This window comes from Actinocatenispora comari (assembly GCF_017312725.1).
Lineage (GTDB): Bacteria > Actinomycetota > Actinomycetes > Mycobacteriales > Micromonosporaceae > Actinocatenispora > Actinocatenispora comari.
In genome coordinates, this window is the sequence record NZ_BOPO01000002.1 from 167,666 (window position 1) to 190,457 (window position 22,792).

The window sequence follows — 22,792 nt, forward strand, 5'->3', positions numbered from 1 at the left end:
CCTGCGACCGGCGGTCTTTCGTTGCCCGCCAGCACCTGCGTCCGCCGGGGGACCTCCGCGGATCCACTCCGGCGGCGGTCCCTTCGACCAAGCCGGTTTGCGGCGGAGCCTCGTCCTGGGGAGGGCGAAGTGGCCAAACAGTTCAGTGGTGTGATCAACGTCGACATCCGGGACTCCGAGCCGGACTGGGAGCCGTACCGGCAACCGGTCGCCCCGGAGGGCGCGCCGAACGTGCTCTACATCGTCCTCGACGACATGGGGTTCTCGGCCGCGCAGCCGTGGGGCGGGCTCATCGACACGCCGAACATCAACCGGCTGGCCCGGTCCGGGCTGACCTACACCAACTGGCACACGACGGCGTTGTGCTCACCGACCCGGTCCAGCCTGCTGACCGGACGCAACCACACGACGAACGGCATGGCCTGCATCGCCGAGGCCACCAGCGGTTTCCCGAACGGCAACGGGCACATCCCGTTCGAGTGCGCCACGGTCGCCGAGGTGCTCGGCGAGCAGGGCTGGAACACGTACATGCTCGGGAAGTGGCACCTGTGTTCGTCGGACGAGATGAACCTGGCGTCCTCGAAGCGGAACTGGCCGATCGGTCGCGGTTTCGAGCGCTACTACGGCTTCCTCGGTGGCGAGACCAACCAGTGGTACCCGGACCTGGTGTACGACAACCACCCGGTGTCGCAGCCGTCGACACCGGCGGAGGGCTACCACCTGACCGCGGACCTGACCGACAAGGCGATCGAGTTCGTCAAGGACGCCAAGGTGATCGCGCCGGAGAAGCCGTTCTTCATGTACTTCTGCCCCGGCGCGACGCACGCCCCGCACCACGCGCCGAGCGAGTGGATCGAGAAGTACGCGGGCAAGTTCGACATGGGCTACGAGCGGTACCGGGAACTGGTGCTGGAGCGGCAGAAGCAGTTGGGCGTGCTACCGGCCGACGCCGAACTGACCCCGATCAACCCGTACGTCGAGGAGACCAGCGTCGACGGCGCGCAGTGGCCGGCGCTGGACGTGGTGCGGCCGTGGGATTCGCTGTCGGCCGACGAGCAGCGGCTGTTCTGCCGGATGGCCGAGGTGTACGCGGGTTTCCTGTCGCACACCGACCACGAGATCGGCCGGTTGCTGGACTTCCTGGAGTCCTCCGGCGAGCTGGACAACACGCTCGTGGTGTTCGTGTCCGACAACGGCGCGAGCGGCGAGGGCGGGCCGAACGGCTCGGTGAACGAGAACAAGTTCTTCAACTCGATCCCGGACGACATGGCCGAGAACCTGCGCTACCTCGACCAGATCGGTTCGCCGGCCACGTACAACCACTACCCGTCGGGCTGGGCGTGGGCGTTCAACACGCCGTTCAAGCTGTGGAAGCGGTACAACTTCGAGGGCGGGGTGGCCGATCCGCTGATCATCTCGTGGCCGCGCGGCATCAGGGCGCACGGCGAGCTGCGCCACCAGTACTGCCACGCCACCGACATCGTGTCGACCGTGTACGACTGCCTCGGCGTCGAGCTGCCCGAACAGGTCAAGGGGTTCCAGCAGGTCCCGTTGGAGGGCGTCAGCCTGCGCTCGACGTTCGAGGACGCGGACGCGCCGACGCCCAAGCAGACGGCGTTCTTCTCGATGCTCGGCTCGCGGGCGATCTGGCATCGCGGGTGGAAGGCGGTCTCGGTGCACCCGACGCTGTCGGGCTGGCGCAACTTCGAGCACGACCGCTGGGAGCTCTACCACACCGACGAGGACCCCACCGAGATGCACGATCTGGCGGCCGAGCATCCGACGAAGCTGCGCGAGATGATCAACATCTGGTTCAACGAGGCCGGCAAGTACCACGGCCTGCCGCTGGACGACCGCACCGCGGTCGAGGTGCTCGCCGACCCGACCCGGCCGCAGATCTCCCCGCCCCGGTCCCGGTACGTGTACTACCCGGACGCGGCCGAGGTGCCCGAGTCGGCGGCGGTGAACATCCGCAACCGCAGCTACCAGATCGCGGTGTCGGTCCACGTCGACTCGGCGGACGCCAACGGGGTGCTGTTCTCGCACGGCGCCCGGTTCGGCGGGCACAGCCTCTACGTCAAGGACCGTCGGCTGAAGTACGCGTACAACTTCGTGGGCAGCAACCTGCAGGTCGTCGAGGCCGACACCGACCTGCCCACCGGCGAGGTGGTCCTCGGCGCGGTGTTCGAACGCGAGGGCGAGCAGATGCCGGCCACCGGCACGCTGACGCTCTACGTCGGCGACCGCAAGGTCGGCGAGGGCCGGATCACCACCCAGCCCGGCAACTTCTCGCTGGTCGGCGAGGGGCTCAACGTCGGACGGGACCCGGCCGAGCCGGTCACCGACGACTACCCGGGCGTCTCGCCGTACGAGTTCGTCGGCGGCACCATCCACCAGGCCGTCGTCGACGTGTCCGGGGAGCCGTACGTCGATCTGGAGAAGGAAGCGGTCGCGATCGCCAGCCGCGAGTAGCCCGACGACGGCCGTTCCCGGCCCCGACGCACCGGGTGGGGGCCGGGAACCGCCGCTTCCCCGCGGGATCACCGCGGGGAACCGGCCGGGCTCAGCTGCGGCGGCGCATCCGGATCCGCAGTGCCACCCCACCGGCCACCAGGGCCCCGGCGATCGCGGCCAGCACGCCCAGCGGCATGCCGGTGACCGGCAGCGTCGGGCCGGCCGAGCCGGACCCGCTGGGGTGCGGCGACACCGGCGCGGCCGACGTCGGACTCGCCGAAGCGGACGGGCTCGCCGACGTCGACGGGCTCGCCGAACCGGACGGGCTGGTACTCGCCGACGGGCTTGCCGAGCCGGTCGACGGGCTGGTCGACGGTGACGGGCTGGCGCACTCGACGGTGAACACCTTCGACTTGCCGGCGCCCTGCTCGCCCTCCCAGTTCCAGGTGAGCTTGTAGTGGCCGCTCGGCAGGGTCATGTCCGCCGTGTGGCCGTTGCCGTCCGCGTCGAGCGTGATGGTGCCCGATGCCACCTGCGCGGTTCCGGTCGGCTCCTGCTGGTCGATGTGCCAGCTGACCTCCTGCAACCCGTCGAAGTCGAACGCGTCCAGGTAGAACTCGCACACCTGCGGCTCGTCGCGCGGGTCATCCACCGGAGTACCGGAACTGTGGATCTTCACGTCGCCGTTGTCGCCCGGTGCGGCGAGCGCCGCACCCGGCGCACCGAGCCCGGCACCGATCAACGCCGCTGCCAACACCACCATCGCGAAGCGCGACGCGGTACGTGCTCTCATCGAATCCCCCATGCGTTCGTGTCGATGGCAGCCGCGACGTCGTCGCGACTGCTCCTGGCGTCCGGCGAACCGCCGACCGTCGATCCGCCGGACCTGGTGACCCCCGACGAACTACCGAGCGGTACCGCGAAACGTGTCGCGGCGCCGCCCGTTCCGGCGCCGGCCCGGTGGGTCGGCGCCGGCCGCGGCGGACCGCGCCCGGTCATCGCAGCGGGTCGGCCGCGGCCGTCAACGCGGCCCGGCGGTCGGGCGGCGCGGCCGCGGCGGCCTCGTCGAGCATCCGCCGTACCCGGTCGCGCACCATCGGCGCGCCACCCAGGTACGGCAGGATCTCGGTGGCGGCGGCGACGAACCGGGACCAGCCCGGCAACGGCGCGACCACCAGCGGGCGGCCGTCGTCGTCGCGGACGGTACCGATGTCGAGGTTGCGGTCGGCGACCGCGCGCAGCAGGTCGGCCAGCCCGTCGACCGCGCGTACCGCCGTGTACGGGTCGTTGATCGCGGTCGACAGCGCCCGCAGCGCGATGTCGTTGAGCAGCCGGAAGGCGAGCAGCGGGTCCTGGTCGAAGGTACGGTCCACGCCCACGTCCAGGGCCGCCAGCAGCGCCGCGTCCGGCAGGCCGGGGTCCTCGCCGTGCACCCGCAGCGCGGTGCCGCGGAACGGGATCGTCGCCCCGGGCAGGTAGTTTAGCGAGATGGTGCAGTCGTGCTCGACGGCGATCGCGGTCAGCGTCGGCAGGTCGACCTGTTGCAGCAGCGCGTACCGGTTGGGCCAGACCACCGCGCGCGTCGCCAGCGGCAGCGACACCGGCTCGGGCGCCGCCCGGTACTCGTCCGGGTAGAGCCGGGCGAGCACCCGCATGCCCTGCCCGGTGACCCGCTGCAGCACCGTCTCGAACTGCACCTCGGACAGTGCCCGCAGCTGCAGCCGGCCACCGACCGCCATGCAGCCGAGGACGAGCACGACGGCGACGACCGGTACCACCACCGACATCCGGCGGTCGTGGCTGACCTGCAGCGAGGCGGTCACCGCGAACAGCAGCACGCCGACGAATAGGCCGAGGGCGTGCCAGACGAGCGGGTGGTCGCGGAACAGCATCAGCCGCGGCGACAGGCTGGTACTGACCGCCCGGACCACGGTGGACAGCAGCGAGAAGACCAGGCCGGTCAGCGCGACCAGGCCGGCGGCCATCGCCTGCAGCAGGCCGGACACCTTGTCGGCGTCCACCATCGGTCCACCGTGGATGGTGGGCAGCAGCACGCCCAGCACGATGCCGGCCGCCGCGTAGGGCAGCCCGACCGCGCTGGCCCGCAGCCGCCGGCGACGCCGGCGCAGCACCCACGGCGCGCGACCCTGCGGTACCGGCGCGAACCGCCGCCGTGGTGCTGACGATCCCACGACGTCGGCCTCCGCGGTTCCGTCGTGTCCGATGTGGAGGTTCCGGCCGGAACGGCGATCGGGGCCTCGCGCCCGATCCTAGGGCGCGTTCGCGTACCGACCGGGCGGAACGGCGAAACCGGTCCACCCCGGCCCGCCCGGCCGCCGCCGGATCGGGTAGACAGGCGGCATGGCTGATCAGGTGCGGTTCGTCCTCGCGTCGCAGAGTCCGGCCCGGCTGGCGTCGCTGCGCGCGGCCGGGCTCGACCCCGAGGTGATCGTCAGCGGCGTGGACGAGTCGGCGGTGCAGGCGGCCGACACGGCCGCGCTCGCCGGCATCCTGGCCCGGCTCAAGTGCGAGGCGGTCGCCGGCCGCGACGCCGCATCCGGCGCGGTGGTGCTCGGCTGCGACTCGGTGCTGGAGTTCGAGCGCCAGACGTGGGGCAAGCCGAGCGGCCCGGCCGACGCGATCGCGCGCTGGCGGCGGATGCGCGGCCGCAGCGGCGTGCTGCACACCGGCCACTGGCTGATCGACACCCGCAACGACGCCGCGGTCGGCGCGGTCGCGTCCACCACGGTACGGTTCGCCGAGGTCACCGACGACGAGATCGAGGCGTACGTGGCGACCGGGGAGCCGTTGCAGGTGGCCGGCGCGTTCACCATCGACGGCCGGGGCGGGCCGTTCGTGTCCGGTGTGGACGGAGATCCCGGCACCGTCGTCGGCGTCTCGCTGCCGCTGCTGCGTACCCTGCTGGCCGGGTTGGACGTCCCGATCACCACGCTGTGGCGCTGAACGGCGTCGGGACCGCCGACCGGCTTCGCCGCATCGACGGTCCCGAGCTGCGGGCCGGCGGGTGAGGGAGCCCGCCGGCGCCGGACGGGTCAGGAGCAGGTGACGGCCGCGCCCGCCCAGTCGGTGTGATCGGAGTTGGAGTCACCCTGGTTGTTCGCGACCAGTTGCACGACGTGCGCACCGGTCAGGTCGGCGGTCAGCGTCTTGGCCGCGTCGGCGGCGGTCATCGGACCGGAGTCGGCGACCTTGGTGCCGTCCACCCAGATCTCGAACGACGCGTTCGCGACGCTGCCGTCCTTCTCGTCGTCGATGCCGACGTCGGTGTTCAACGCCGTGCAGGTACCGCCTACGAAGTAGGTGATGGTCGCGGGCGCGTTGGTGCCGAGCCCCTTGGCGTAGGTGACGCCGTTGATGGTGATGGTGTGCCCGTCACCCGCGGCGGTCTCGCCGTTGCTGGAGTCGCGTTCCACCGGGCCCCAGTCGTTGTCGGCCGACAGCCAGTCCAGGTCGCTGAGGTAGTGCGTCCCGGCGGTCGGTGCGACGGCGACCAGCACCGAGGTGCTGCCGTCCGCGCTGTACGCGTGCCCGTTCCACCGGTACGTGCCGTGCACCTTGAGGGTGTAGGTGCCCGGCGACACGTCCGCGGGCGGCGTGACCTGCCACCTCGTGTTCAGTGACGTGCCGGTGGGCAGTGCCGCCGCCGAGGTGCCGGAGGTGGCCTTGACCTGCCAGCCGTCCGGGCCGGTCAGCGTCGCGTGTGCCGAGAGGACCGGGACGCGACCGCTGTTGGTCACCGAGGTGGTCACCGGGTTCGCCTTGCCCGGGTCCAGGATCGCGGCGGGCGCACCGGCGTACACGGTGCCGGCGTCGACACCGGCGGAGGTGCTCGGCGGGTACGAGTTCCACTGGTGGTCGACCGAGACCCGGTAGATGGCCGTGCCGTGTGCGGGTACCGAGGCGCTGATGGTGCCGGCGCTCTCGGTGTTGCTGTGCTGCCAGACGTCGCGCAGCTTGTACGCGGCGGCGGCCGGCAGCCCGGCCGCGCTGGCGCTGGTGGAGATGGTCGCCGCGCTGTCGGACTCGTTGTACAGCGCGACCGCGACGTCCCCGTTGGCCAGCGGCTTGGCGAACACCACGTGCCCGTTGCCGTCGGCGATCGGCTTGGCCTGCTTGCCCAGCGAGTCCTGGTCGAGGGCGATGACCTCGGAGTTGCTGAGGATCTCCATCGTGGCCGGGGTCGCCTCGCGCAGGTCGCTGCCGATCAGCAGCGGCGCGGCCATCATCGACCAGAGGCCGAAGTGGGTGCGGTACTCGGTGTCGGTCATGCCGCCGTTGCCGACTTCCAGCATGTCCGGGTCGTTCCACGCGCCGGGCTTGGCCGCCGCGTACAGGCCCATGTTCTTGCGGATGATGCTCTTCAGGCTGTTCCAGTTGTCGCTGATGTCGCCGGTGGTGCGCCACAGGTTGCCGACGTCGCCGGCCCAGTTCGCCGGGTCGAAGTTGCCCCACTCGCACAGCGAGTAGACCATCGGCCGGCCGGTGGCGGCGATCGCGTCGCGCATCCGGGAGTACCGGTCGATGTAGCCGGCCTCGGTCTCCGGGGTGTTCCGGCTGCCGCAGTTGTCGTACTTGAGGTAGTCGACGCCCCAGGCGGCGAAGTCGTCGGCGTCGGTGGTCTCGTGGCCGAAGCTCGCCGGGTAGCCGGCGCAGGTCTTGTCGCCGGCGCTGGAGTAGATGCCGAGCTTGAGCCCCTTGGAGTGGACGTAGTCGGCGGTGCCCTTGATCCCGTCGGGGAACTTGACCGGGTCGGGTACCAAGTGGCCGTCGGCGCTGCGCTGCTTCTCCGACCAGCAGTCGTCGATGTTGACGTACTCGTAGCCGGCGTCCTTGAGGCCGCTGGTGACGAAGAAGTCGGCGGTCTGTTTGATCAGCTGCTCGTCGACGTTGCAGCCGAACGAGTTCCAGTCGTTGAAGCCCATCGGCGGGGTGAGCGCGAGGCCGTTGTCCAGCGCCTTCGCCTCGGTGGGGTGGGAAACGGTGCCGGCGACGGCGGCACCGCCGATGGCGAGCGCGGCGACCGCTGCCAACGCGAGGAGTCTTCGCATGAGCCGTCCTTTCGCGTACCAGTGCTGGGATCCGCTGCCACTGACGACGATCAAGCGTGTGGAGGTATGTGTGGTTATCGCCGTAGCGGCGTTGGGTATGTGCACTTAAACACACACAACCGCACGACACAAGAGTTGAACGGCCAGCAACCGGCAGCGGTCTTCGGACGTGTTGTGCCTGCCCACCCGCCCCGCGGCGGCGCAATCACTGGCGCATCGGGTCGTCGTTACCTAGGGTGGACCGAATATCTGGCAGAAGTTCTACAAGTTGTCACGGCCCGCTTCGGAGAGCTCTCGATCGCCGGTACGGCACGAGCCCCGACGGACCGTCGGAAGAGAGGGCCGACCCCCACGATGACCGTGATCGAACACCGCGTCGAAACGAAGCGTGCCGTCACGCCCGACTACTCCGGGAGGGAGTTCACCGAGGAGGAGATCGCCAACGGCGTACACCGCAAGTTCATCGGTGGCCACTGGGACGGGCACGGCGAGCACCAGGTCGAGTTCCTCACCGAGCACGGGCTGCGCCCGGACCACCGGTTCCTCGACGTCGGCTGCGGCGCGTTCCGCGCCGGCCGGCACTTCATCGACATGCTCGACCCGGGCAACTACTACGGTGTCGACGCGAACCTGTCGCTGATGGAGACCGGGTACGGCGTCGAACTGTCCGACGCCCAGCGGAAGCGCCTGCCGGTCGAGAACCTGCGCGCCAACGACCGCTTCGACGTCAACTTCGGCGTCAAGTTCGACTACGCGATCGCCCAGTCGGTGTTCAGCCACGTCTCGCTCAACCACATGCGGCTGTGCCTGGCCCGGGTCTCCCGGGTGATGCGGCCGGGCGGCAAGTTCTACGTGACGTTCTTCGAGCAGCCGCCGGGCACCAAGCTCGACATGATCACCTCGCTGAGCAAGCGCGGCAAGGCGGTCATGAGCGAGCAGAACGTCTTCTGGTACTTCCGTTCCGACCTGCAGTGGGTCGCCGGCTTCGGCGCCTGGAAGTTCCGCTACATCGGCGACTGGGGTCACCCGATGGGCCAGAAGATGGTCGAGTACACCCGGACCGCCGACTCGGGCAAGCTGGGCGACAACATCAAGCGCGGCCGGCGCTGGCTGTCCCGCAAGATCTACCCGGCCTGATCCACCAGCCCTCGCACGATCCTTCGGTGCCCGGTCGCCACGGCGGCCGGGCACCGGCGTCTCCGGGCAGCCGCGCCGCTCAGCGCCGGGGCACGTACATGATGACGGCGACGCCGACCAGGCAGATGCCGGCGCCGATCAGGTCCCACCGGTCCGGCCGGAACCGGTCGACCACCATGCCCCAGGCGAGCGAACCGGCGACGAAGATCCCGCCGTACGCGGCGAGGATCCGGCCGAAGTGCGGGTCGGGCTGGAACGTGGCGACGAACCCGTAGCAGCCGAGCGCGATGATCCCGCCGGCGATCCACAGCACGCCGCGGTGCTCCCGCCAGCCCTGCCACACCAGCCAGGCGCCGCCGATCTCGGCGAGCGCGGCCAGCACGAACAACGACAACGATCGGGCGACGGTCATGGCTGGACCGTACCGCCGGCCGGCGCCGCGACCGGCCCCGGTCGGGCCCGCGTGACCTGCGCGAACGCAGCGCAACGGGGGGTCGTACCGATCCCGGCGGGCTGGCCGCGCCACTGCACACTCGGCCCAGGGCCGGTCTCGAAGCCCGCGTACCGGGGACGTCGAGACAGTCCAGGAACGTCGCGAGGAGGCAGCGATGAGCGTGGCACCGGACCGGCCACCGCGCCGGCGCACGCTGCGCCGGAACCTGATCGTGCTCGCCGCCGGGCTCGCGGTGCTGGTCCTGGGGCTGACCGCGCTGGGCGTCGGCTCGGTCACCGGGGCGCTCGACGGCGCCCTGCATCCGCCGCTCAACCCGGCGCCGTGGGACGACGGCGACAGGATCCGGCCGGTACGAAGCAGCGACGCCAAGGTCCGCAGCGTGCTCCGGGCCCAGCAGTACGAGACCGCCTGGCGCACCCTGGTCACCACGCCGGACCAGCAGCAGGTGCAGCGGGAGTACACGTTCGATCCCGACCAGCGCCGCGGGAAGCCGTCGAGCGTCCACCGGCTGCCCTCCTACCTGGCCGGGATCTCGGTCTACGCCAACGACTACTCCGCCGCGACCGGGGACAGCTACGAGATCGACGTCGCCGAGTACGAGGACCCCGACGAGGCGGCCGCGATGCTGCGCGGCTACCACGCCCGGCGGTCGATGCGGCAGGTGTCGGCGCCGGCGATCGAGGGCGCCGACACGGTCTCGGTCCGCCGCGGCAGGTCGCTGTCGCTGCCGTGCCGCCCCGAGCAGGGCCGGCCGATCGCGCTGGCGGTCGACGCCGTCGTGGACGGCACGGTCGCGGTGTCGATCCTGGACGGCTGCGCGAGTACCGCCGACGGCAGCGAGCCGACCGACGCGCTGCTCGCGCTCGCCGAGCAGGCGGTGCAGGCGATCGACACGGTACGGGCCCAGCCGGTCCCCGCTCGCTGGATGCCGGGCACCGCGCGGGTGCCGATCGTCAGTTCCGGCAGCTGGCACCAGTCGCAGTTGCAGGTCGCCGACCGGCCCGACGGGCTCGATGTCGATCCGCTGCTGGACGAGCCGTTCGCCGGCAGCGGCGTCGACACGGTGTACTACGCCAGGAACACCGTGTACGCCTATCCGAGCCCCGCGGCGGCGCACGCGGTGCTGGGCCGGCTGCCGGGGTTGACCGACGACGACCGCCGGTACCGGGAGTCGCCACACCCGGTGGACCGGGGCGAGAGCGACGAGCGGCTGTGCGCCGAGGGCCTGCACTGGCAGCAGGGCACCACCTGCTGGAGCCGGGTGGGCCGGTTCGTCGTCGTGCAGGCCTACGGGGAGAACTCCGCCGTCGCCGGCTCCCTCGACGAATCGCAGGTCAGGGCGCTGCACGGGGTGCGCTGACCCCCGCCGGCACCGGGCACGACGCCGCTCTGGCGCCCGGCGAGCGGCTGCCGCGGCGTCAGCCCCGCAGGTCGCGGCGCATCAGGATGCGGGGATGACCGGCGAGCACCGAGGTCGTGTCGGCGGCGTGCACGAAGCCGACCCGCTCGAAGTTGGCCCGCATCCCCACGTAGGCCATCGTCGTCTCGACCCGCGCGGTGCCGTTGTCCACCGGGTACGCCTCCAGCACCGGCGCACCGTGCGCGCGGGCGAACTCGACCGCGCCGGTGATCAGCGCGTGCGAGATGCCCTGCCCGCGGTGGCCGGGCCGGATCCGGATGCACCACAGCGACCACACCGGCAGGTCGTCCAGGTGCGGAATGACCCGACTCCGCGCGTACGACGTGGTCGCGCGCGGCGCGACCGCGGCCCAGCCGACCGGCTCGCCGCCGTCGTAGGCGAGCACGCCCGGCGCGGGATCGGCCCGGCACAGCCGCTCCACGTATGCCCCGCGGTCGGGGCCGCGCAGCTCGTGGTCGAGCTTGGCCGGGATCCGGTGGCTCAGGCACCAGCACACCGTCGCGGTGGGCGACTTCGGCCCGATCACCTTCCGCACGTCGGCGAAGACCGACGCCGCCCGTACCTCGATGCTCATCCCGACACGATGTCACGACCCACCGACAATGCTCGCCGAGCTTGTCGGTGCCTGCTCGGCGGCGGCTACGCTCGACGGATGCGGGACCTGATCGGATTCGCGATACTCGCGGTGGTGGCCGGCGGCTCCGCCTGGGCGCTGATGCGGCTCGCCGGGTGGGCCCGGCGCCGTGGCGTCGGCGGCGCGCTGATGGGCCCGGCCGAGGAGATCTGGCACCCCAACGCCCGCGAGTTCCGCTTCGTCATCGAGGCCGACGCGCAACACGAGGTCCCCCGCCCACCCGCCGGCGACCCACCCACCACCCGCTGACAGCAACGCGGCCCCAGCCACCGCCGGAGCCGCGTTCCGTTGCTTGCTACAGCGACTTCACCGTCGCCGCGAACGCCCGGAAGGCGGTCGTCTCGACGACCAGCACGGGGCCGCTCGGATCCTTGCTGTCACGAATGGCAACGATGCCGGGCAGATTGCTCGCCACCTCCACGCACTGACCGCCGTTGCCGCCAGATCGGCTGGACTTCCTCCACACTGCGGCGGACAGCGTTGCGCTACTGACGGAGTACATCGCCTAAGTCTCCTTGATCATCTTGGCGATCCGGGCGGCCGACGACTTCAGATCCAGAGCGGCGGTCTGAAGTCGGCCGTAGGCCCGAGCGTACTGCCGTATCTCAGCGGGGTCTTCCAGGTACAAAGCGCCCGCATCGTGCTCTATGTAGACAACCGACGGATCGTCTTCCTCGGGAAAGTCCAGGATCGTGAACGAGCCGACCACTCCTGCTTGTGCATCAGCAGGTACCAGAGCGACGGAGATCCTCGGCCGCTCAGCGAGTTCCACCAGATGCCGATACTGGTCTCGCATGACATCCGGGCCGCCGTACTGACGGAGCAGGGCGGTCTCGTCTATGACGAGGGTCAGGTCCTGCCCTCCACTGGTAAGCCGCTTCTGCCGATCCATGCGCAGCTGAACGAGCGTCTCGATCTGGTCGGCGTCAGCGTCGGGCCGGGCGGCACGGTAGACGGCACGTGCGTACTCCGGCGTCTGCACCAGACCGTTCACGAACTGCATGTCCACGATCTGCAGGGAGTCGGCCTCACCTTCCAGGTCGACATAGATCTCGAACCAGTCCGGCAGCGGTCCACCCCGGTACGAGTGCCACCATGCCGTTCCGGTGTTGGCTTGCCCAGCCAGTTCCAGCAGCGCATCCCGTTTCCCGCCAACGACTTCGTAGGCGTCGAGCATGCCCCGAATCGTGTTGACGCGGACCGCGAGCTTCCCGCTCTCAACCCGACTGATCGTCGACTGCGAGACGGAAGCAAGTTTCGCGGCCGCCTCCGCCAGCAGTCCACGATCCTCGCGCAGCTTCGTCAGCTCACGCCCAAGGCGACGCCGAAGAAAAGGACGGGTAGCGCGCTGAGCCTTCTTGTTGGGCATGACGGAAGTTGTACCACCGTAGCCGATCTGCCGGTACTCCACTTTGATCCTCGCACTTGAGTGCGGGATATTGCGTAGCACCGATTCGTCGTCTACTGTCCTCAGAGTCGGGAGTCACTCTCGGTCAATCTTCTTCAAGACCGAGCGTGACGAACGCTCGGTTCGGTCTGCGTGCAGGCACACAAGCACGCACCAAACCGCCAAGACGGCCCGCCGCCGTACCCGGTGGGTCGAGAGAAAGGGGGCGCGGTGTCTGGCCTGGAAACCTCACCGCGCCCCCACCCCATCGACGGATCGGAGCCCTACCGATGGAGCTGTATCACCGTACCGTGAGAGCGCTGCGGCGAGTCCGCGCGCGCCTGCGGGACTGGCGGGATGAGATTGCCGCGCGGCCGGTCGGCCCGGACGGGTGGTGGCGATGAACGCCATCAGCTACGCGGCGGTGCTCGGCACCGCGTTCGTCGCCGGCGCGGTCGCGATCGCCGTGCTCCTCGGGTACCTGCTCGACCGGCGCGACGAGCGGACCGGCCGGGCACGCCGCCCGTCCGTGCCGGTGCGCGACCCGTACCACCAGGCGCAGCAGCTGGCCGCACGCCGCCGCGAGCGGGTGCCGGTCGATGCGTGCGGGCAGGGCGGTGCGCCGTGGTCGTGATCCCCGGCGACCTGGCGCTGATCGGCGGACGCACCGTCACCGTGGCCGAGGCGTACCTGCATCACGAGCGCCTGGTCGAGATCACCGACACCGCCGGCGGCGTCACCTGGGCCCCGCCGGAGCTGGTGCAGCGGCTCGACGGTGCGCAGGTGGCCGCGTGGCGACGCTGATGGACCGGCGGCCCCGGATCGGCGACCTGCTCGGTCTGCCCGCGTGGCTGCCGGACCTGCCGTACCGGGTGCTCGGCGTGCGCGATCCGGGCATCCACGGGTACGTGTGGCTCGACGGCTACCTGCTCGACGGTTTCGCGGTGACCGAACGCAGCGTCCTGGTACCCGTCGAGCGGCTGCGCGAGCTGCCCGACCCGGTGTGGGGAGCGCCGGAGGACCGATCATGAGCGCCGTGTACGCCACGGGGGTGCTGCCGCTGCCCGGCGATCAGGTACCGATCAGCCCGGCCGTGGCACCGCTCGCCGTCGGCACCGACGTGCTGACGGTGCGCTGGACCCAACCGTGCGAGACACCCGGCTGGGCGTACCTGGTCGGCACCTGGCGGAACGGCAACGCCGGCCGGGTCATGGTCTGGCTCGACCGCATCATCGTCCGCCGCCGCTGCTGAGACAGTGTCCATCATGGACTGTCCTTCATGGACACCCTGGTCGAGCTGCTGGGCAGCGTGCTCGGGCCCGCCGCCTGCCCGTCGACGCCGCCGCGCCACGGATCGCGGTGCCGGCCCGGCGCTCAGGCCGCGCCCGGCGGACGGTCCACGGGTTCGGTGGTGGCGGCCCGGGTGACGGCGCGGGCCATGGCGGGGCGGCAGAGCAGGTCGGTGTTGTCGACGAACTGGTCGACGGCACCGACCGGCGGCAGCGCCGACACCTCCGGATCGGTGATCCGGGCGGTCAGCGCCGCGACGAACCGCTCCGCGTGCAGCACCCGGAACGGGCGACTGTGGTAGGGCCGGGTGGCCGGATCGACCGGATCGGTGAGACCGAGCCGGTTCTGTTGCGCCGCAACGGTTTCGTAGGCTGCGCCGAGGTGCCGCTCCCGGGTGTGCCAGTCGGTCGCCGCCAGCGTCGCCGTCAGCTGCGCGGCGATTCCGTCGGCGCCCGGCACGGCGGCGAACGCGCTGCCCAACCACTTGCCGTACGGCGGGTAGCGCCGGTGCAGCAGCAGCCACAACCGCATCAGCTCGCGGACCAGCCGGGCCGCGACCACCGCCGACCCCAGCTCGTCGCCCACCTCGCCGCAGCGGCCGACGAACGCCTCCTCCTGCGAGATCCGCTGCCACTGACCGGCGAGCACGTGCAGCCACACGTCGTGCGGGTACCAGTCGAGCCGCGCGCGGGCCGGCCCGAGCAGCTCCAGCCCGTCGTGGAACACCGCGCCGGCGGTCACCTCCGCGAGCCGCTGCGTCGGCGCCGCCAGCCAGTCCGCCGTGGTCACCCCCTCGGCCGGATCGAACCCGAGCTGCCCGACGAACCAGCCGTGCGGATCGGTGACCTCGACCCGGTGCCGTACCGGCCCGTCGGTCTCCCGCATCGTGCCGATGCCGTTCTCCCCGGTGGCCTCGAAGTGCGTCGGGTAGCCCCGGAACGTCTTCGGCAGCCGCGCCGCGAACGCCGCGTCCAGCCGCTGCCCGTGCGCGGCGAGGTCCCGCTCGCTCAGGAACAGCTGTACCCGCGGCCCCCACTCGTGATCCGCCGACCGCGCCGTGTCGAACCCCAGCACCTCCGACCCGCTCCCCAGCCGGCCCGCGCTGTGCGCCACTCCCGGCAGGACGTCGTCCAGGATCGGCCGCACCGCATCCCGCCAGAACCCCCGAGCCAACTCCAACCCCGCCACGAACGCCACCATCCCCCCACCCTCCCCGACCCCCACCCACCCGGTCGACCCCTTTCCGCCCGCCGAACGAGCCTGGTCATCGTCCCGGATCGACCAGCAACCACGTCCGAACCGTTCCCCCGGCCTGCGGGCCACGCAACGCCGGACGACGACCGCCCGATGCGCGGCAACCGTCTCATCGACAGCCACGCGAACGCCGCTGATGCGATTGCCGGTCAAGTCCAGATCGTGGGGGACAGAAGATTGGTGGCTTCCATGGGTGGCAGTCCGTCATCGAGGCCGCGGAGCCGTGCGTAGACCTCGCGCATGTCGGCCTTGGTGGGCAGCTGGGCGGTGCCGGCGGCGCGTGCCAGCACCGTCGGAGTGCTGACGAGCCGGATCGTCCCCACTGCGCGTCCCTGGGCACGTAGCCGTTGGAGCCGGTTGATTTCCATGGTCGCGGTCTTCGCGCCCGCACCGTCATCGATGAGAACGAACACGTCGGCTCCGGATTCGGCGATGACGACGGCATGTGCGATGACCATCGTCTCGCCCAGGTCTTTGGAGCGTTGAAACCGCTGCCGCATCGGTAGGCCGCTGATGCGATGGACGACCGCAGCCAGCTCGGCGGTGTGGTCATCGGGAAGGATCTGCATCCAGTTGGGAGTCAGCCTGCGCCACACCTGCTCAGCATCCCGGAATCGTCGGTCCTGGCGCGATTTGCGGAACACCTCGTCCTGAACGATCTCGGGTGCGCTGAGCCTTCCCAGCACGCCGATGAGAAGTCGTTCCTTGTGAATGGACAGAAAGTTCAGCGCGGGTCCCGCATCGATGATCGGCCGATGACTCACCGGGAGGGGCCGCCCCTCGGGCGGTCTCGGTCACTGTCCGAGGTGCCGAGGTCCTCGTCCAGAGCGGCCAGATCGACCTCGACCGGTGGCAGCTCACTCGCCCCTGCCCACGCGTCCGGCTGCTCGACCTGGACGATTCCCGCTTCGGCCAGATGCCTCTCGACTTCCTGGAGGCCAACCCCACGTAGCGTGGCGATGGCCTGTGCGGGAAGGACCCCTTCGACGTAGCCGGCGATCGCACGAGCAAGCAACCGCTGCGGCGCCCGGCGCTGATCGGAGTCCGCCTGCAGTGCCCGGTACTGGTCGTCCCAACCGAACCGGGCCGCCAGCTGTGGCGTGTAGATGCCGTCCCAGTCCTGCCGGGTCGCGGGGTCGAGGTAGCCAGCCTGCTCCAACGCGATGACCGCGATCGCCGGCGAGACGAGGAACCGCTGCACCACCGTCGACAACGTCGCCAGCGTCGTTTCCTGGTGCCCCTCAAGGAACTGTCGCAGCCCTTCCAGCGGAACCAGCAGATGCCGGGCGAAGGCACGACACCTCAGTTCCTGCGGAGTCTGATCGCTCCACGTGCGCACGTCCCCCGGCGCAACCCAGTCACCAAACAGCACGTGCCCCAGCTCGTGCGCCAGCGTGCTGCGTTGTCGCATCGGATGACGAGTGCGCGCCACACCAATGAACACCGCGTCGCGGTCGGGATCGCGCATGGTCAAACCGTGCTCGTCCGGCCCGGCGTCCAAGACTGCCACGTCGATCCCGGTCGTGTGTTCGATGATCGTCACCAGATCGCCCAAGGGCTGCACCCCGAGCCGGTGTTCACGACGAAACCGCTCGGCTGCCGCCCGGCCTTCGACCTCGACGTCGACCATCGTCCCCGGCACCTTTCAGACCGTGCCGTGGATGGCCTGGTCGTCCAGGTAGTCGTCGAGTTCCAGGAAGTGCAGCAGCGCCTCCCGCATGCGCTCCATCCCGCAGTCGTTGGTGGCCCGTGCGGCGCACTGCACCCGGTCGGCCACCGTCCCCTCCCCGGTCAACTGAGCCACCGTGTGCCCGGTCGCATGCGCGATCTGCACCACCTCCGGCATCTTCGCCGGCCGCTGACCCGAGATGATCCGCGACAACGTGGACTGCGAGATGCCCGTCGCGTCGGCGAGACCACGCTGACTCAGCCCCGATGACACCCGGGCGCGCTCGATCAGCACACCCACATCGCTCGTCGCCATCGCCACCCCCATGCTGAATCAAGATCCGCACAGCTGATTCAGTCTAGCCGGTCGACACGTTTCCGCCAAGTCGCAGCTCAGTTGATGAGAGCCAACCTCGTGGCCGCGGAAGGTGCGCGCATCGGGCATCGACCCCGATCCGATATTTCGGCTGAATGCATCGTCCTGCCGCGTGAAGGCGCCGTACCGGGAAGGATCGGGTGGGGCGGCGCGGCGGCCGGGCGGACCCCTCGTGCCGGCCGGGCGCCGCGCTGGGTGGTGCGGTCAGGAGACGCTGCGGGCGAAGCGGCGGGCGGCCCAGATGACCGCGGCGACGGTCAGGGCGAGCAGGATGATGGCCGCCTCGTACACCGCGTTGGTGGTGATGTGGCCGGCGAACAGGTCGCGGGAGGCGTCGACGGCGTAGCGCAGCGGGTTGGCGTGCGAGATGCCCTGCAGCCAGCCGGGTGCGGCGGCCATCGGCAGGAACACGCCGGACAGCAGCAGGATCGGCATCGCGACGCCGTTGGCCAGCGGGGCCAGCGCGTCCTCGCTCTTGAGGATCAGCGCCACCGCGTACGACACCGAGGCGCCGAGCAGCGCGAGCAGCACCATCAGGCACAGCACCAGCAGCAGCGGTCCGAAGTGGACGGACAGGCCGAACGGGATCGAGATGACGACCAGTACGATCGCCTGCACCACCAGGGTGACCACGTCGCGCAGGGCGCGGCCGAGCAGCAGCGCGAACCGGCTGACCGGGGTCACCCGCATCCGTTCGATCACGCCGTCGCGCAGCTCGCCGATCAGCCCGAACCCGACGAACAGCGTGCCGAACAGGGCCAGCTGGGTGAGCAGGCCGGGGATGAAGAAGGCGAAGGCGGCGTTGCCGCCGGCCATCCCGGGCGCGCGGACGTTCTTCAACAGCGGCGCGAACAGCAGCAGGTAGTACAGCGGCTGGGCCAGGCCGACGGCGACCCAGGTGGGGTTGCGCAGCGTCAGCAGCATCGATCGTTGGAACACCAGCCAGGTGTCCCGGAAGAGCGAGGGCATCACGTTTCTCCTTGCAGGCAAAGGGTTCGGCCGCGGGGCGGCCGCGTCGTGCGGTCGGGTGGCGCCGCGTCGTGCGCTCGGGTGGCGCCGGGTCAGTCGCGCAGCGAGCGGCCGGTCCGGGCCAGGAAGACGTCGTCGAGGCTGGGGCGGTGCAGCTCGACCGACTCGACGGTGAGGTCGTTGCCGTCGAGGACCCGCATCAGCTGGGGCATCGCGGTGGCGCCGCCGGCGACGTACAGCCGCAGGTCGGTGTCGGCGCGTTCGGCGCGGCGCGCGTACGGCTCGGTGGCGAGCAGCTTCTCGGCGGCGACGACCGCCTCGGCGCCGTCCGGGCCGAAGCCGAGCGTGATGACGTCGCCCTCGACCTGCTGCTTGAGCTCGTCGGCGGTGCCCTCGGCGACGATCAGACCACCGTCCATGATGGCGATCTGGTCGCAGAGCGCGTCCGCCTCGTCGAGGTAGTGCGTGGTCAGGAACACGGTCATGCCCTCGCCGCGCAGCCGGCGTACCTCGTCCCAGACGTGGCTGCGGCTGGCCGGGTCGAGGCCGGTGGTGGGCTCGTCGAGGAACACCAGCAGCGGGTCGTGCACCAGGCCGAGCGCGATGTCGACCCGGCGCTTCTGGCCGCCGGAGTAGGTCACCGTCTTGCGGTCGGCGAACGTGTCGAGCTGGAACGCCTCGATCGAGCGCGCCGCGCGCCGCAGCGCGTCGGCCTTGCTCACCCCGTACAGCCGGGCCTGCAGGACGAGCTCCTCGCGCGCGGTGGCCTCCCGCCAGGTGCCGCCGTTCTGGCCGACGTAGCCGATCCGGCGGCGCACCTCGCCGGGTTCGCGGCGCAGGTCGGCGCCGGCGACGACGGCGCTGCCGCCGTCCGGCGCGAGCAGCGTGGCGAGCATCCGCAGGGTGGTCGTCTTGCCGGCGCCGTTGGGGCCGAGGAAGCCGAACACCTGCCCCTCGGCCACGGCCAGGTCGACACCGCGGACCGCCTCGACGGTGCCCTTGCGGGACCGGAAGCTCTTCCGCAGCGCGGTGGTTTCGATGATCATGTCTGGTTCCCCCAGTGGTCGGCGGCCGGCGTCGGCCGTACGACGCCATGGTGACTGCATTCATGACGTCAGTCAAGTCAGTTTGGCGTCAACCACTGACAGTCCGGGCACAGATCCGACATCACGCCCGGAACGGCTCTCCAGCAACCGCCTGTTCATGCAGGTACAGCCGGTAGGTCAACCTCAGGCGTACAGCGGGGACATGTCGGGCGTGGCAGAATCCGAGCGCTAGATCAATCCGCAACGGTGCGCACCGGCCCTCCAGCCGGCCACGACGCCGTGACCCGCGTTGGACGGGAGGAATCTGGAGTGACCGCACAGACCCGTGGTCCCGCCGAGGCTGCGGACCGCGGTACCGCCACCGACGCCTCCCGCGCCGACCGACCGGCCCGGCCCACCCCCCGGCACGGCCGCGACCACGCCCTCGCGTACCTGTTCCTGGTGCCGTCGACCATCGTGTTCGCGCTGTTCGTGGTGTGGCCGCTGGGCGACTCGGTCTACCTGTCGCTGCACGGCAGCGACCTGTTCGGCGGCGCGTCGGTGTTCGTCGGGCTGGACAACTACCGGGACATGTTCACCTCCGCCGAGTTCGGCAAGGTGCTGCTCAACACGCTCGAGTTCGTGCTGCTGACGGTCATCCCGGGGGTGCTCGGCGCGCTGGTCGTGGTGCTGCTGCTGGAGGCACAGATCCGCGGCACCCGGGTGCTGCGCACCGCGTTCGCGCTGCCGTTCGCGTTCAGCGTGGCGACCGCGTCGGTGATCTTCTCGGTCATCTACAACTACCAGATCGGCCTGGCCAACGGGATCCTCGGCTTCCTCGGCATCGGCAAGGTCGGCTGGACCACCGACCCGCACGTCGCGATGTTCGCGCTGGCGCTGACCACGGTGTGGATGAACCTCGGCTACAACGTGCTGGTGCTCTCCGCCGGGGTCGGCTCGATCCCGGCCGAGGTGATGGAGGCCGCGCGGTTGGACGGCGCGAGCGGGCTCAAGCTGGTCCGCCGCATCATCCTGCCGCTGCTGTCACCGCAGCTGTTCTTCCTCGTGGTGGTCACCACGATCCAGTCACTGCAGAGCTTCGGCCAGATCCACATCCTCACCAAGGGCGGCCCGGACGGCTCGACGACGACGCTGGTCTACTCCATCTACAAGAAGGCGTTCGCGTTCGGCTCCAGCGACTTCGGTACCGCCAGCGCGCAGGCGATGGTGCTGCTGGTGATCGTGCTGGCCTGTACCGGCATCCAGTTCGGGGTGTTGCAGCGGAAGGTGCACTACTGATGGCCGAGCCGAGTTCCTCCACCGTGGACAGAGCGGCGGACCGTCGCACCCCGCGGCGCCGGATCAGCGCCGGCAAGATCGCCGTGTACGTGGTGCTGATCCTCGCGCTGATCCCGGTGATCTTCCCGATCTACTACGCGTTCGTCGGCAGCGTGATGCCCGGCGGCGACCTGGCCTCCTCGCCGCCGCGGATCTTCCCCAGCGGGTTCCACTGGTCCAACGTGACCGGCGTGTTCGACTCCATCCCGCTCGGCCGGCAGTACCTCAACTCGGTGGTACAGGCGGGAATCATCACGATCGCGCAGCTGATCACGAGCATCTTCGCCGCGTACGCGTTCGCGCTGATGCCGATGTGGGGCCGCCGCTACGTGTTCGGCGCGTTCATGGCCACGCTGATGGTGCCGGCCGAGTCGATCATCATCCCGAACTACCTGCACATCGGCGACTGGCACCTGCTCTCGTCCAGCTTCGGCGTGGTGATCGGGCTGGTGCTGCCGTTCCTGGCCAACATGTTCGGCACCTTCCTGCTGCGCCAGGCGTTCCTGCAGTTCCCCACCGAGCTGCGGGACGCCGCGACCATGGACGGCTGCGGCCACCTGCGGTTCCTGTGGCGCATCCTGGTACCGCTGGCCCGGCCGTCGATCGCCGCCGCCGGCGTGTACATCTTCCTCACCGCGTGGAACCAGTACTTCTGGCCGCTGCTGGTGACCCGCAGCGCCTCCCAGCAGACCCTGCAGATCGGCATCACCCAGCTGCGCAACGCCGAGGTCGGCGACCTCGGCCTGGTCGTGGCCGGTGCCGCCCTGTCGGTCATCCCGACCCTGCTGATCGTCATCTTCGGTCAGCGCTACATCGTCCGCGGGCTCACCGCCGGCGCGGTGCGCTGAGAAGTCCTCACCCCTGTGGAGGTAACGACACCATGAGATCAGGCAAGTTCCGGCGCAGGCTGGCGGCCCGTGCCCTGGTCGGCGCCGCCGCACTGGCGCTGACCGCCACGATGGCCGCCTGCGGCGGCAGCGACTCCGGCGGCAACTCCACCGACGCGCCCGGCGCCGACGCGCTCAAGAACGTCAAGTCGCCGGTGACGGTGGAGTTCTGGCACAGCATGAAGGGTGCCAACGTCGCCGCGCTGAAGCAGATCGTGAACAAGTTCAACGCCGCGCACAAGGGCAAGATCGTGGTCAAGCCGGTGTTCGTCGGCGAGTACGACGACGCGATCGCCAAGTACAAGACGGCGGTGCAGCAGAAGAACACGCCGGAACTGATCCAGGTGTACGACATCGGGTCCCGCTTCATGATCGACTCGAAGCAGACGGTGCCGATGTACAAGTTCATCGACAAGGACAAGTGGGACTCGTCCGCGATCGAGCCGAACATCGCGAGCTACTACCAGTTCGACGGCAAGCAGTGGTCGATGCCGTTCAACTCCTCGATGCCGCTGCTGTACATCAACAAGGACCTGTTCAAGAAGGCCGGCCTGGACCCGAACAAGCCGCCGGAGAACCTGGACGAGATCGAGGCGTACGCGAAGAAGCTGACGAACAAGAAGAAGAACATCGTCGGCTTCAACGCGGCCATCTACGGCTGGTACCTCGAGCAGCTGATGGCCACCAACGGCGACCAGTACTGCAACGACTCCAACGGCCGCAAGGGCCTCGCCACCAAGGTGAACTTCGACGGCCCGGACGGCGTCAAGCTCGCCCAGTGGTGGACCAGCATGGTCAAGAAGGGGTACGCCTCGAACACCGGCCGCACCACCGACGCGGCGCAGCAGGCGTTCAAGTCCGGTACCGTCGCGATGGAGCTGGAGTCCACCGGCGAGCTGCGTGACTTCATCAACAGCGCCAAGGGCAAGTTCAGCGTCGCCGCGGCGCCGTTCCCGCGGCTGACCGGCAGCGGCGCCCCCGACGGCGGCACCATCATCGGCGGGGCCAGCCTGTGGATCGACGGCATCGGCCACACCGACGCGCAGAAGCGCGCCTCCTGGGAGTTCGTCAAGTTCGCCTCGTCGCCGGCGATCCAGGCGCTGTGGCACACCGGTACCGGCTACTTCCCGGTCAACAGCAAGGCGCTGGACGAGCCGACCGACAAGGCGTGGGTCAAGCAGTACCCGCAGTTCAGCGTCGCCGTGCAGCAGCTGCACTCGACCAAGCCGTCGACCGCCACCTCCGGCTGCGCGCTCGGCGTCATGCCGCAGGCTCGGCAGGCCGCCGAGGAGGGGCTGGAGAAGACCATCACCTCCGGCGACCCGAGCACCGCCGCGGCCAACATGAAGGCGTCGGCCGACTCGCTGGCCAAGCCGATCACCGACTACAACAAGGCGGTCAAGAAGTAGGCACCGAACCGACACCGCGGC

At 70.2% G+C, this 22,792-nt stretch carries 25 protein-coding genes; 12 read left to right on the forward strand and 13 right to left on the reverse strand.

From position 1 onward, the window contains the following. Positions 1-129 precede the first annotated feature (129 nt). Positions 130-2,472: an arylsulfatase gene (locus tag NUM_RS01230; protein ID WP_207122592.1), complete on the forward strand. Its 2,343-nt coding sequence runs from the start codon at positions 130-132 to the stop codon at positions 2,470-2,472. A gap of 91 nt (positions 2,473-2,563) precedes the next feature. On the opposite strand, the gene NUM_RS01235 is transcribed toward NUM_RS01230, so the two are convergent. Further along, positions 2,564-3,247, reverse strand: coding sequence for a hypothetical protein (locus NUM_RS01235; RefSeq protein ID WP_207122593.1), 684 nt, complete (start codon positions 3,245-3,247; stop codon positions 2,564-2,566). A gap of 202 nt (positions 3,248-3,449) precedes the next feature. Then, positions 3,450-4,646 carry a DUF2254 family protein gene (locus NUM_RS01240; RefSeq protein ID WP_207122594.1) on the reverse strand — a complete coding sequence of 399 codons (1,197 nt, stop codon included), beginning with the start codon at positions 4,644-4,646 and terminating at the stop codon, positions 3,450-3,452. A gap of 169 nt (positions 4,647-4,815) precedes the next feature. On the opposite strand from NUM_RS01240, the gene NUM_RS01245 reads away from it, so the two are divergent. Then, positions 4,816-5,418 carry a Maf family protein gene (locus NUM_RS01245; RefSeq protein WP_207122595.1) on the forward strand — a complete coding sequence of 201 codons (603 nt, stop codon included), beginning with the start codon at positions 4,816-4,818 and terminating at the stop codon, positions 5,416-5,418. 89 nt (positions 5,419-5,507) lie between these two features. Here NUM_RS01245 and NUM_RS01250 read toward each other — a convergent pair whose 3' ends face one another. Beyond that, positions 5,508-7,523: an NPCBM/NEW2 domain-containing protein gene (locus NUM_RS01250; protein ID WP_207122596.1), complete on the reverse strand. Its 2,016-nt coding sequence runs from the start codon at positions 7,521-7,523 to the stop codon at positions 5,508-5,510. A gap of 354 nt (positions 7,524-7,877) precedes the next feature. Between NUM_RS01250 and NUM_RS01255 the strand changes: the two genes are divergently transcribed. Then, positions 7,878-8,660, forward strand: a complete 783-nt coding sequence (locus tag NUM_RS01255; RefSeq protein ID WP_207122597.1) for a class I SAM-dependent methyltransferase — start codon at positions 7,878-7,880, stop codon at positions 8,658-8,660. Between the two features lie 79 nt (positions 8,661-8,739). Here NUM_RS01255 and NUM_RS01260 read toward each other — a convergent pair whose 3' ends face one another. Further along, on the reverse strand, positions 8,740-9,072 hold the full coding sequence (locus NUM_RS01260) for a YnfA family protein (protein ID WP_207122598.1): 333 nt from the start codon (positions 9,070-9,072) through the stop codon (positions 8,740-8,742). Positions 9,073-9,268: 196 nt separating this feature from the next. Between NUM_RS01260 and NUM_RS01265 the strand changes: the two genes are divergently transcribed. Further along, positions 9,269-10,474, forward strand: a complete 1,206-nt coding sequence (locus NUM_RS01265; RefSeq protein ID WP_207122599.1) for a hypothetical protein — start codon at positions 9,269-9,271, stop codon at positions 10,472-10,474. Positions 10,475-10,532: 58 nt separating this feature from the next. Here the strand turns inward: NUM_RS01265 and NUM_RS01270 are convergent, their stop codons facing one another. Next, positions 10,533-11,108 (reverse strand): GNAT family N-acetyltransferase, encoded by a 576-nt coding sequence (locus tag NUM_RS01270; protein ID WP_207122600.1) that lies wholly within the window; start codon positions 11,106-11,108, stop codon positions 10,533-10,535. Positions 11,109-11,186: 78 nt separating this feature from the next. On the opposite strand from NUM_RS01270, the gene NUM_RS01275 reads away from it, so the two are divergent. After that, entirely contained in the window at positions 11,187-11,417 is a 231-nt protein-coding gene (locus NUM_RS01275; protein WP_207122601.1) for a hypothetical protein, read from the forward strand. Positions 11,418-11,463: 46 nt separating this feature from the next. Here the strand turns inward: NUM_RS01275 and NUM_RS01280 are convergent, their stop codons facing one another. Together NUM_RS01280 and NUM_RS01285 are read right to left on the reverse strand one after the other, a co-directional pair. Further along, positions 11,464-11,670, reverse strand: coding sequence for a DUF397 domain-containing protein (locus NUM_RS01280; protein ID WP_207122602.1), 207 nt, complete (start codon positions 11,668-11,670; stop codon positions 11,464-11,466). A gap of 3 nt (positions 11,671-11,673) precedes the next feature. Further along, entirely contained in the window at positions 11,674-12,537 is an 864-nt protein-coding gene (locus tag NUM_RS01285) for a helix-turn-helix domain-containing protein (protein WP_207122603.1), read from the reverse strand. A 418-nt stretch (positions 12,538-12,955) separates the two neighbouring features. Between NUM_RS01285 and NUM_RS01290 the strand changes: the two genes are divergently transcribed. The 4 genes from NUM_RS01290 to NUM_RS01305 are packed head-to-tail and all read left to right on the forward strand — an operon-like array spanning position 12,956 to position 13,807. After that, entirely contained in the window at positions 12,956-13,189 is a 234-nt protein-coding gene (locus tag NUM_RS01290) for a hypothetical protein (protein WP_207122604.1), read from the forward strand. Then, positions 13,180-13,359, forward strand: coding sequence for a hypothetical protein (locus NUM_RS01295; protein ID WP_207122605.1), 180 nt, complete (start codon positions 13,180-13,182; stop codon positions 13,357-13,359). Before NUM_RS01290 ends, NUM_RS01295 begins: the two co-directional genes overlap by 10 nt. Then, positions 13,347-13,586 (forward strand): hypothetical protein, encoded by a 240-nt coding sequence (locus NUM_RS01300; RefSeq protein ID WP_207122606.1) that lies wholly within the window; start codon positions 13,347-13,349, stop codon positions 13,584-13,586. Before NUM_RS01295 ends, NUM_RS01300 begins: the two co-directional genes overlap by 13 nt. Then, positions 13,583-13,807 carry a hypothetical protein gene (locus NUM_RS01305; RefSeq protein ID WP_207122607.1) on the forward strand — a complete coding sequence of 75 codons (225 nt, stop codon included), beginning with the start codon at positions 13,583-13,585 and terminating at the stop codon, positions 13,805-13,807. The genes NUM_RS01300 and NUM_RS01305 overlap by 4 nt, the downstream gene beginning before the upstream one ends. Before the next feature lie 122 nt (positions 13,808-13,929). Here the strand turns inward: NUM_RS01305 and NUM_RS01310 are convergent, their stop codons facing one another. The 6 genes from NUM_RS01310 to NUM_RS01335 all read right to left on the reverse strand — a co-directional run bounded on the left by NUM_RS01310 (position 13,930) and on the right by NUM_RS01335 (position 19,155). Then, positions 13,930-15,045, reverse strand: coding sequence for a DUF4037 domain-containing protein (locus tag NUM_RS01310; RefSeq protein ID WP_207122608.1), 1,116 nt, complete (start codon positions 15,043-15,045; stop codon positions 13,930-13,932). Positions 15,046-15,248: 203 nt separating this feature from the next. Then, positions 15,249-15,863 (reverse strand): PIN domain-containing protein, encoded by a 615-nt coding sequence (locus NUM_RS01315; protein WP_207122609.1) that lies wholly within the window; start codon positions 15,861-15,863, stop codon positions 15,249-15,251. Beyond that, the gene (locus tag NUM_RS01320) at positions 15,860-16,729 is read right to left on the reverse strand and encodes an ImmA/IrrE family metallo-endopeptidase (RefSeq protein WP_207122610.1); all 870 of its coding nucleotides are present in this window, start codon (positions 16,727-16,729) and stop codon (positions 15,860-15,862) included. The genes NUM_RS01315 and NUM_RS01320 overlap by 4 nt, the downstream gene beginning before the upstream one ends. 15 nt (positions 16,730-16,744) lie before the next feature. Beyond that, positions 16,745-17,083 carry a helix-turn-helix domain-containing protein gene (locus NUM_RS01325; RefSeq protein ID WP_225918251.1) on the reverse strand — a complete coding sequence of 113 codons (339 nt, stop codon included), beginning with the start codon at positions 17,081-17,083 and terminating at the stop codon, positions 16,745-16,747. Between the two features lie 264 nt (positions 17,084-17,347). After that, on the reverse strand, positions 17,348-18,112 hold the full coding sequence (locus NUM_RS01330) for an ABC transporter permease (protein ID WP_207122611.1): 765 nt from the start codon (positions 18,110-18,112) through the stop codon (positions 17,348-17,350). A gap of 92 nt (positions 18,113-18,204) precedes the next feature. After that, entirely contained in the window at positions 18,205-19,155 is a 951-nt protein-coding gene (locus tag NUM_RS01335) for an ATP-binding cassette domain-containing protein (RefSeq protein WP_207122652.1), read from the reverse strand. A gap of 312 nt (positions 19,156-19,467) precedes the next feature. Here NUM_RS01335 and NUM_RS01340 point away from each other — a divergent pair, with 312 nt between their 5' ends. Genes NUM_RS01340 through NUM_RS01350 form a run of 3 tightly spaced genes read left to right on the forward strand, consistent with a single transcriptional unit; the run spans position 19,468 to position 22,771 of the window. Then, positions 19,468-20,436: a carbohydrate ABC transporter permease gene (locus tag NUM_RS01340; protein ID WP_207122612.1), complete on the forward strand. Its 969-nt coding sequence runs from the start codon at positions 19,468-19,470 to the stop codon at positions 20,434-20,436. Next, positions 20,436-21,323, forward strand: coding sequence for a carbohydrate ABC transporter permease (locus NUM_RS01345; RefSeq protein WP_207122613.1), 888 nt, complete (start codon positions 20,436-20,438; stop codon positions 21,321-21,323). Before NUM_RS01340 ends, NUM_RS01345 begins: the two co-directional genes overlap by 1 nt. 32 nt (positions 21,324-21,355) lie before the next feature. Then, a complete protein-coding gene (locus NUM_RS01350) occupies positions 21,356-22,771 on the forward strand; it encodes an ABC transporter substrate-binding protein (protein ID WP_207122614.1) in 1,416 nt (471 codons plus the stop codon). Positions 22,772-22,792 lie beyond the last annotated feature (21 nt).

Bases quoted from the DNA above. Each gene is read 5' to 3' on its own strand.
- NUM_RS01235 (WP_207122593.1), bottom strand. From the start codon at position 3,247: ATGAGAGCACGTACCGCGTCGCGCTTCGCGATGGTGGTGTTGGCAGCG.
- NUM_RS01245 (WP_207122595.1), top strand. From the start codon at position 4,816: ATGGCTGATCAGGTGCGGTTCGTCCTCGCGTCGCAGAGTCCGGCCCGG.
- NUM_RS01250 (WP_207122596.1), bottom strand. From the start codon at position 7,523: ATGCGAAGACTCCTCGCGTTGGCAGCGGTCGCCGCGCTCGCCATCGGC.
- NUM_RS01255 (WP_207122597.1), top strand. From the start codon at position 7,878: ATGACCGTGATCGAACACCGCGTCGAAACGAAGCGTGCCGTCACGCCC.
- NUM_RS01260 (WP_207122598.1), bottom strand. From the start codon at position 9,072: ATGACCGTCGCCCGATCGTTGTCGTTGTTCGTGCTGGCCGCGCTCGCC.
- NUM_RS01265 (WP_207122599.1), top strand. From the start codon at position 9,269: ATGAGCGTGGCACCGGACCGGCCACCGCGCCGGCGCACGCTGCGCCGG.
- NUM_RS01270 (WP_207122600.1), bottom strand. From the start codon at position 11,108: ATGAGCATCGAGGTACGGGCGGCGTCGGTCTTCGCCGACGTGCGGAAG.
- NUM_RS01275 (WP_207122601.1), top strand. From the start codon at position 11,187: ATGCGGGACCTGATCGGATTCGCGATACTCGCGGTGGTGGCCGGCGGC.
- NUM_RS01280 (WP_207122602.1), bottom strand. From the start codon at position 11,670: ATGTACTCCGTCAGTAGCGCAACGCTGTCCGCCGCAGTGTGGAGGAAG.
- NUM_RS01285 (WP_207122603.1), bottom strand. From the start codon at position 12,537: ATGCCCAACAAGAAGGCTCAGCGCGCTACCCGTCCTTTTCTTCGGCGT.
- NUM_RS01290 (WP_207122604.1), top strand. From the start codon at position 12,956: ATGAACGCCATCAGCTACGCGGCGGTGCTCGGCACCGCGTTCGTCGCC.
- NUM_RS01305 (WP_207122607.1), top strand. From the start codon at position 13,583: ATGAGCGCCGTGTACGCCACGGGGGTGCTGCCGCTGCCCGGCGATCAG.
- NUM_RS01310 (WP_207122608.1), bottom strand. From the start codon at position 15,045: ATGGTGGCGTTCGTGGCGGGGTTGGAGTTGGCTCGGGGGTTCTGGCGG.
- NUM_RS01320 (WP_207122610.1), bottom strand. From the start codon at position 16,729: ATGGTCGACGTCGAGGTCGAAGGCCGGGCGGCAGCCGAGCGGTTTCGT.
- NUM_RS01325 (WP_225918251.1), bottom strand. From the start codon at position 17,083: ATGGCGACGAGCGATGTGGGTGTGCTGATCGAGCGCGCCCGGGTGTCA.
- NUM_RS01330 (WP_207122611.1), bottom strand. From the start codon at position 18,112: ATGCCCTCGCTCTTCCGGGACACCTGGCTGGTGTTCCAACGATCGATG.
- NUM_RS01345 (WP_207122613.1), top strand. From the start codon at position 20,436: ATGGCCGAGCCGAGTTCCTCCACCGTGGACAGAGCGGCGGACCGTCGC.
- NUM_RS01350 (WP_207122614.1), top strand. From the start codon at position 21,356: ATGAGATCAGGCAAGTTCCGGCGCAGGCTGGCGGCCCGTGCCCTGGTC.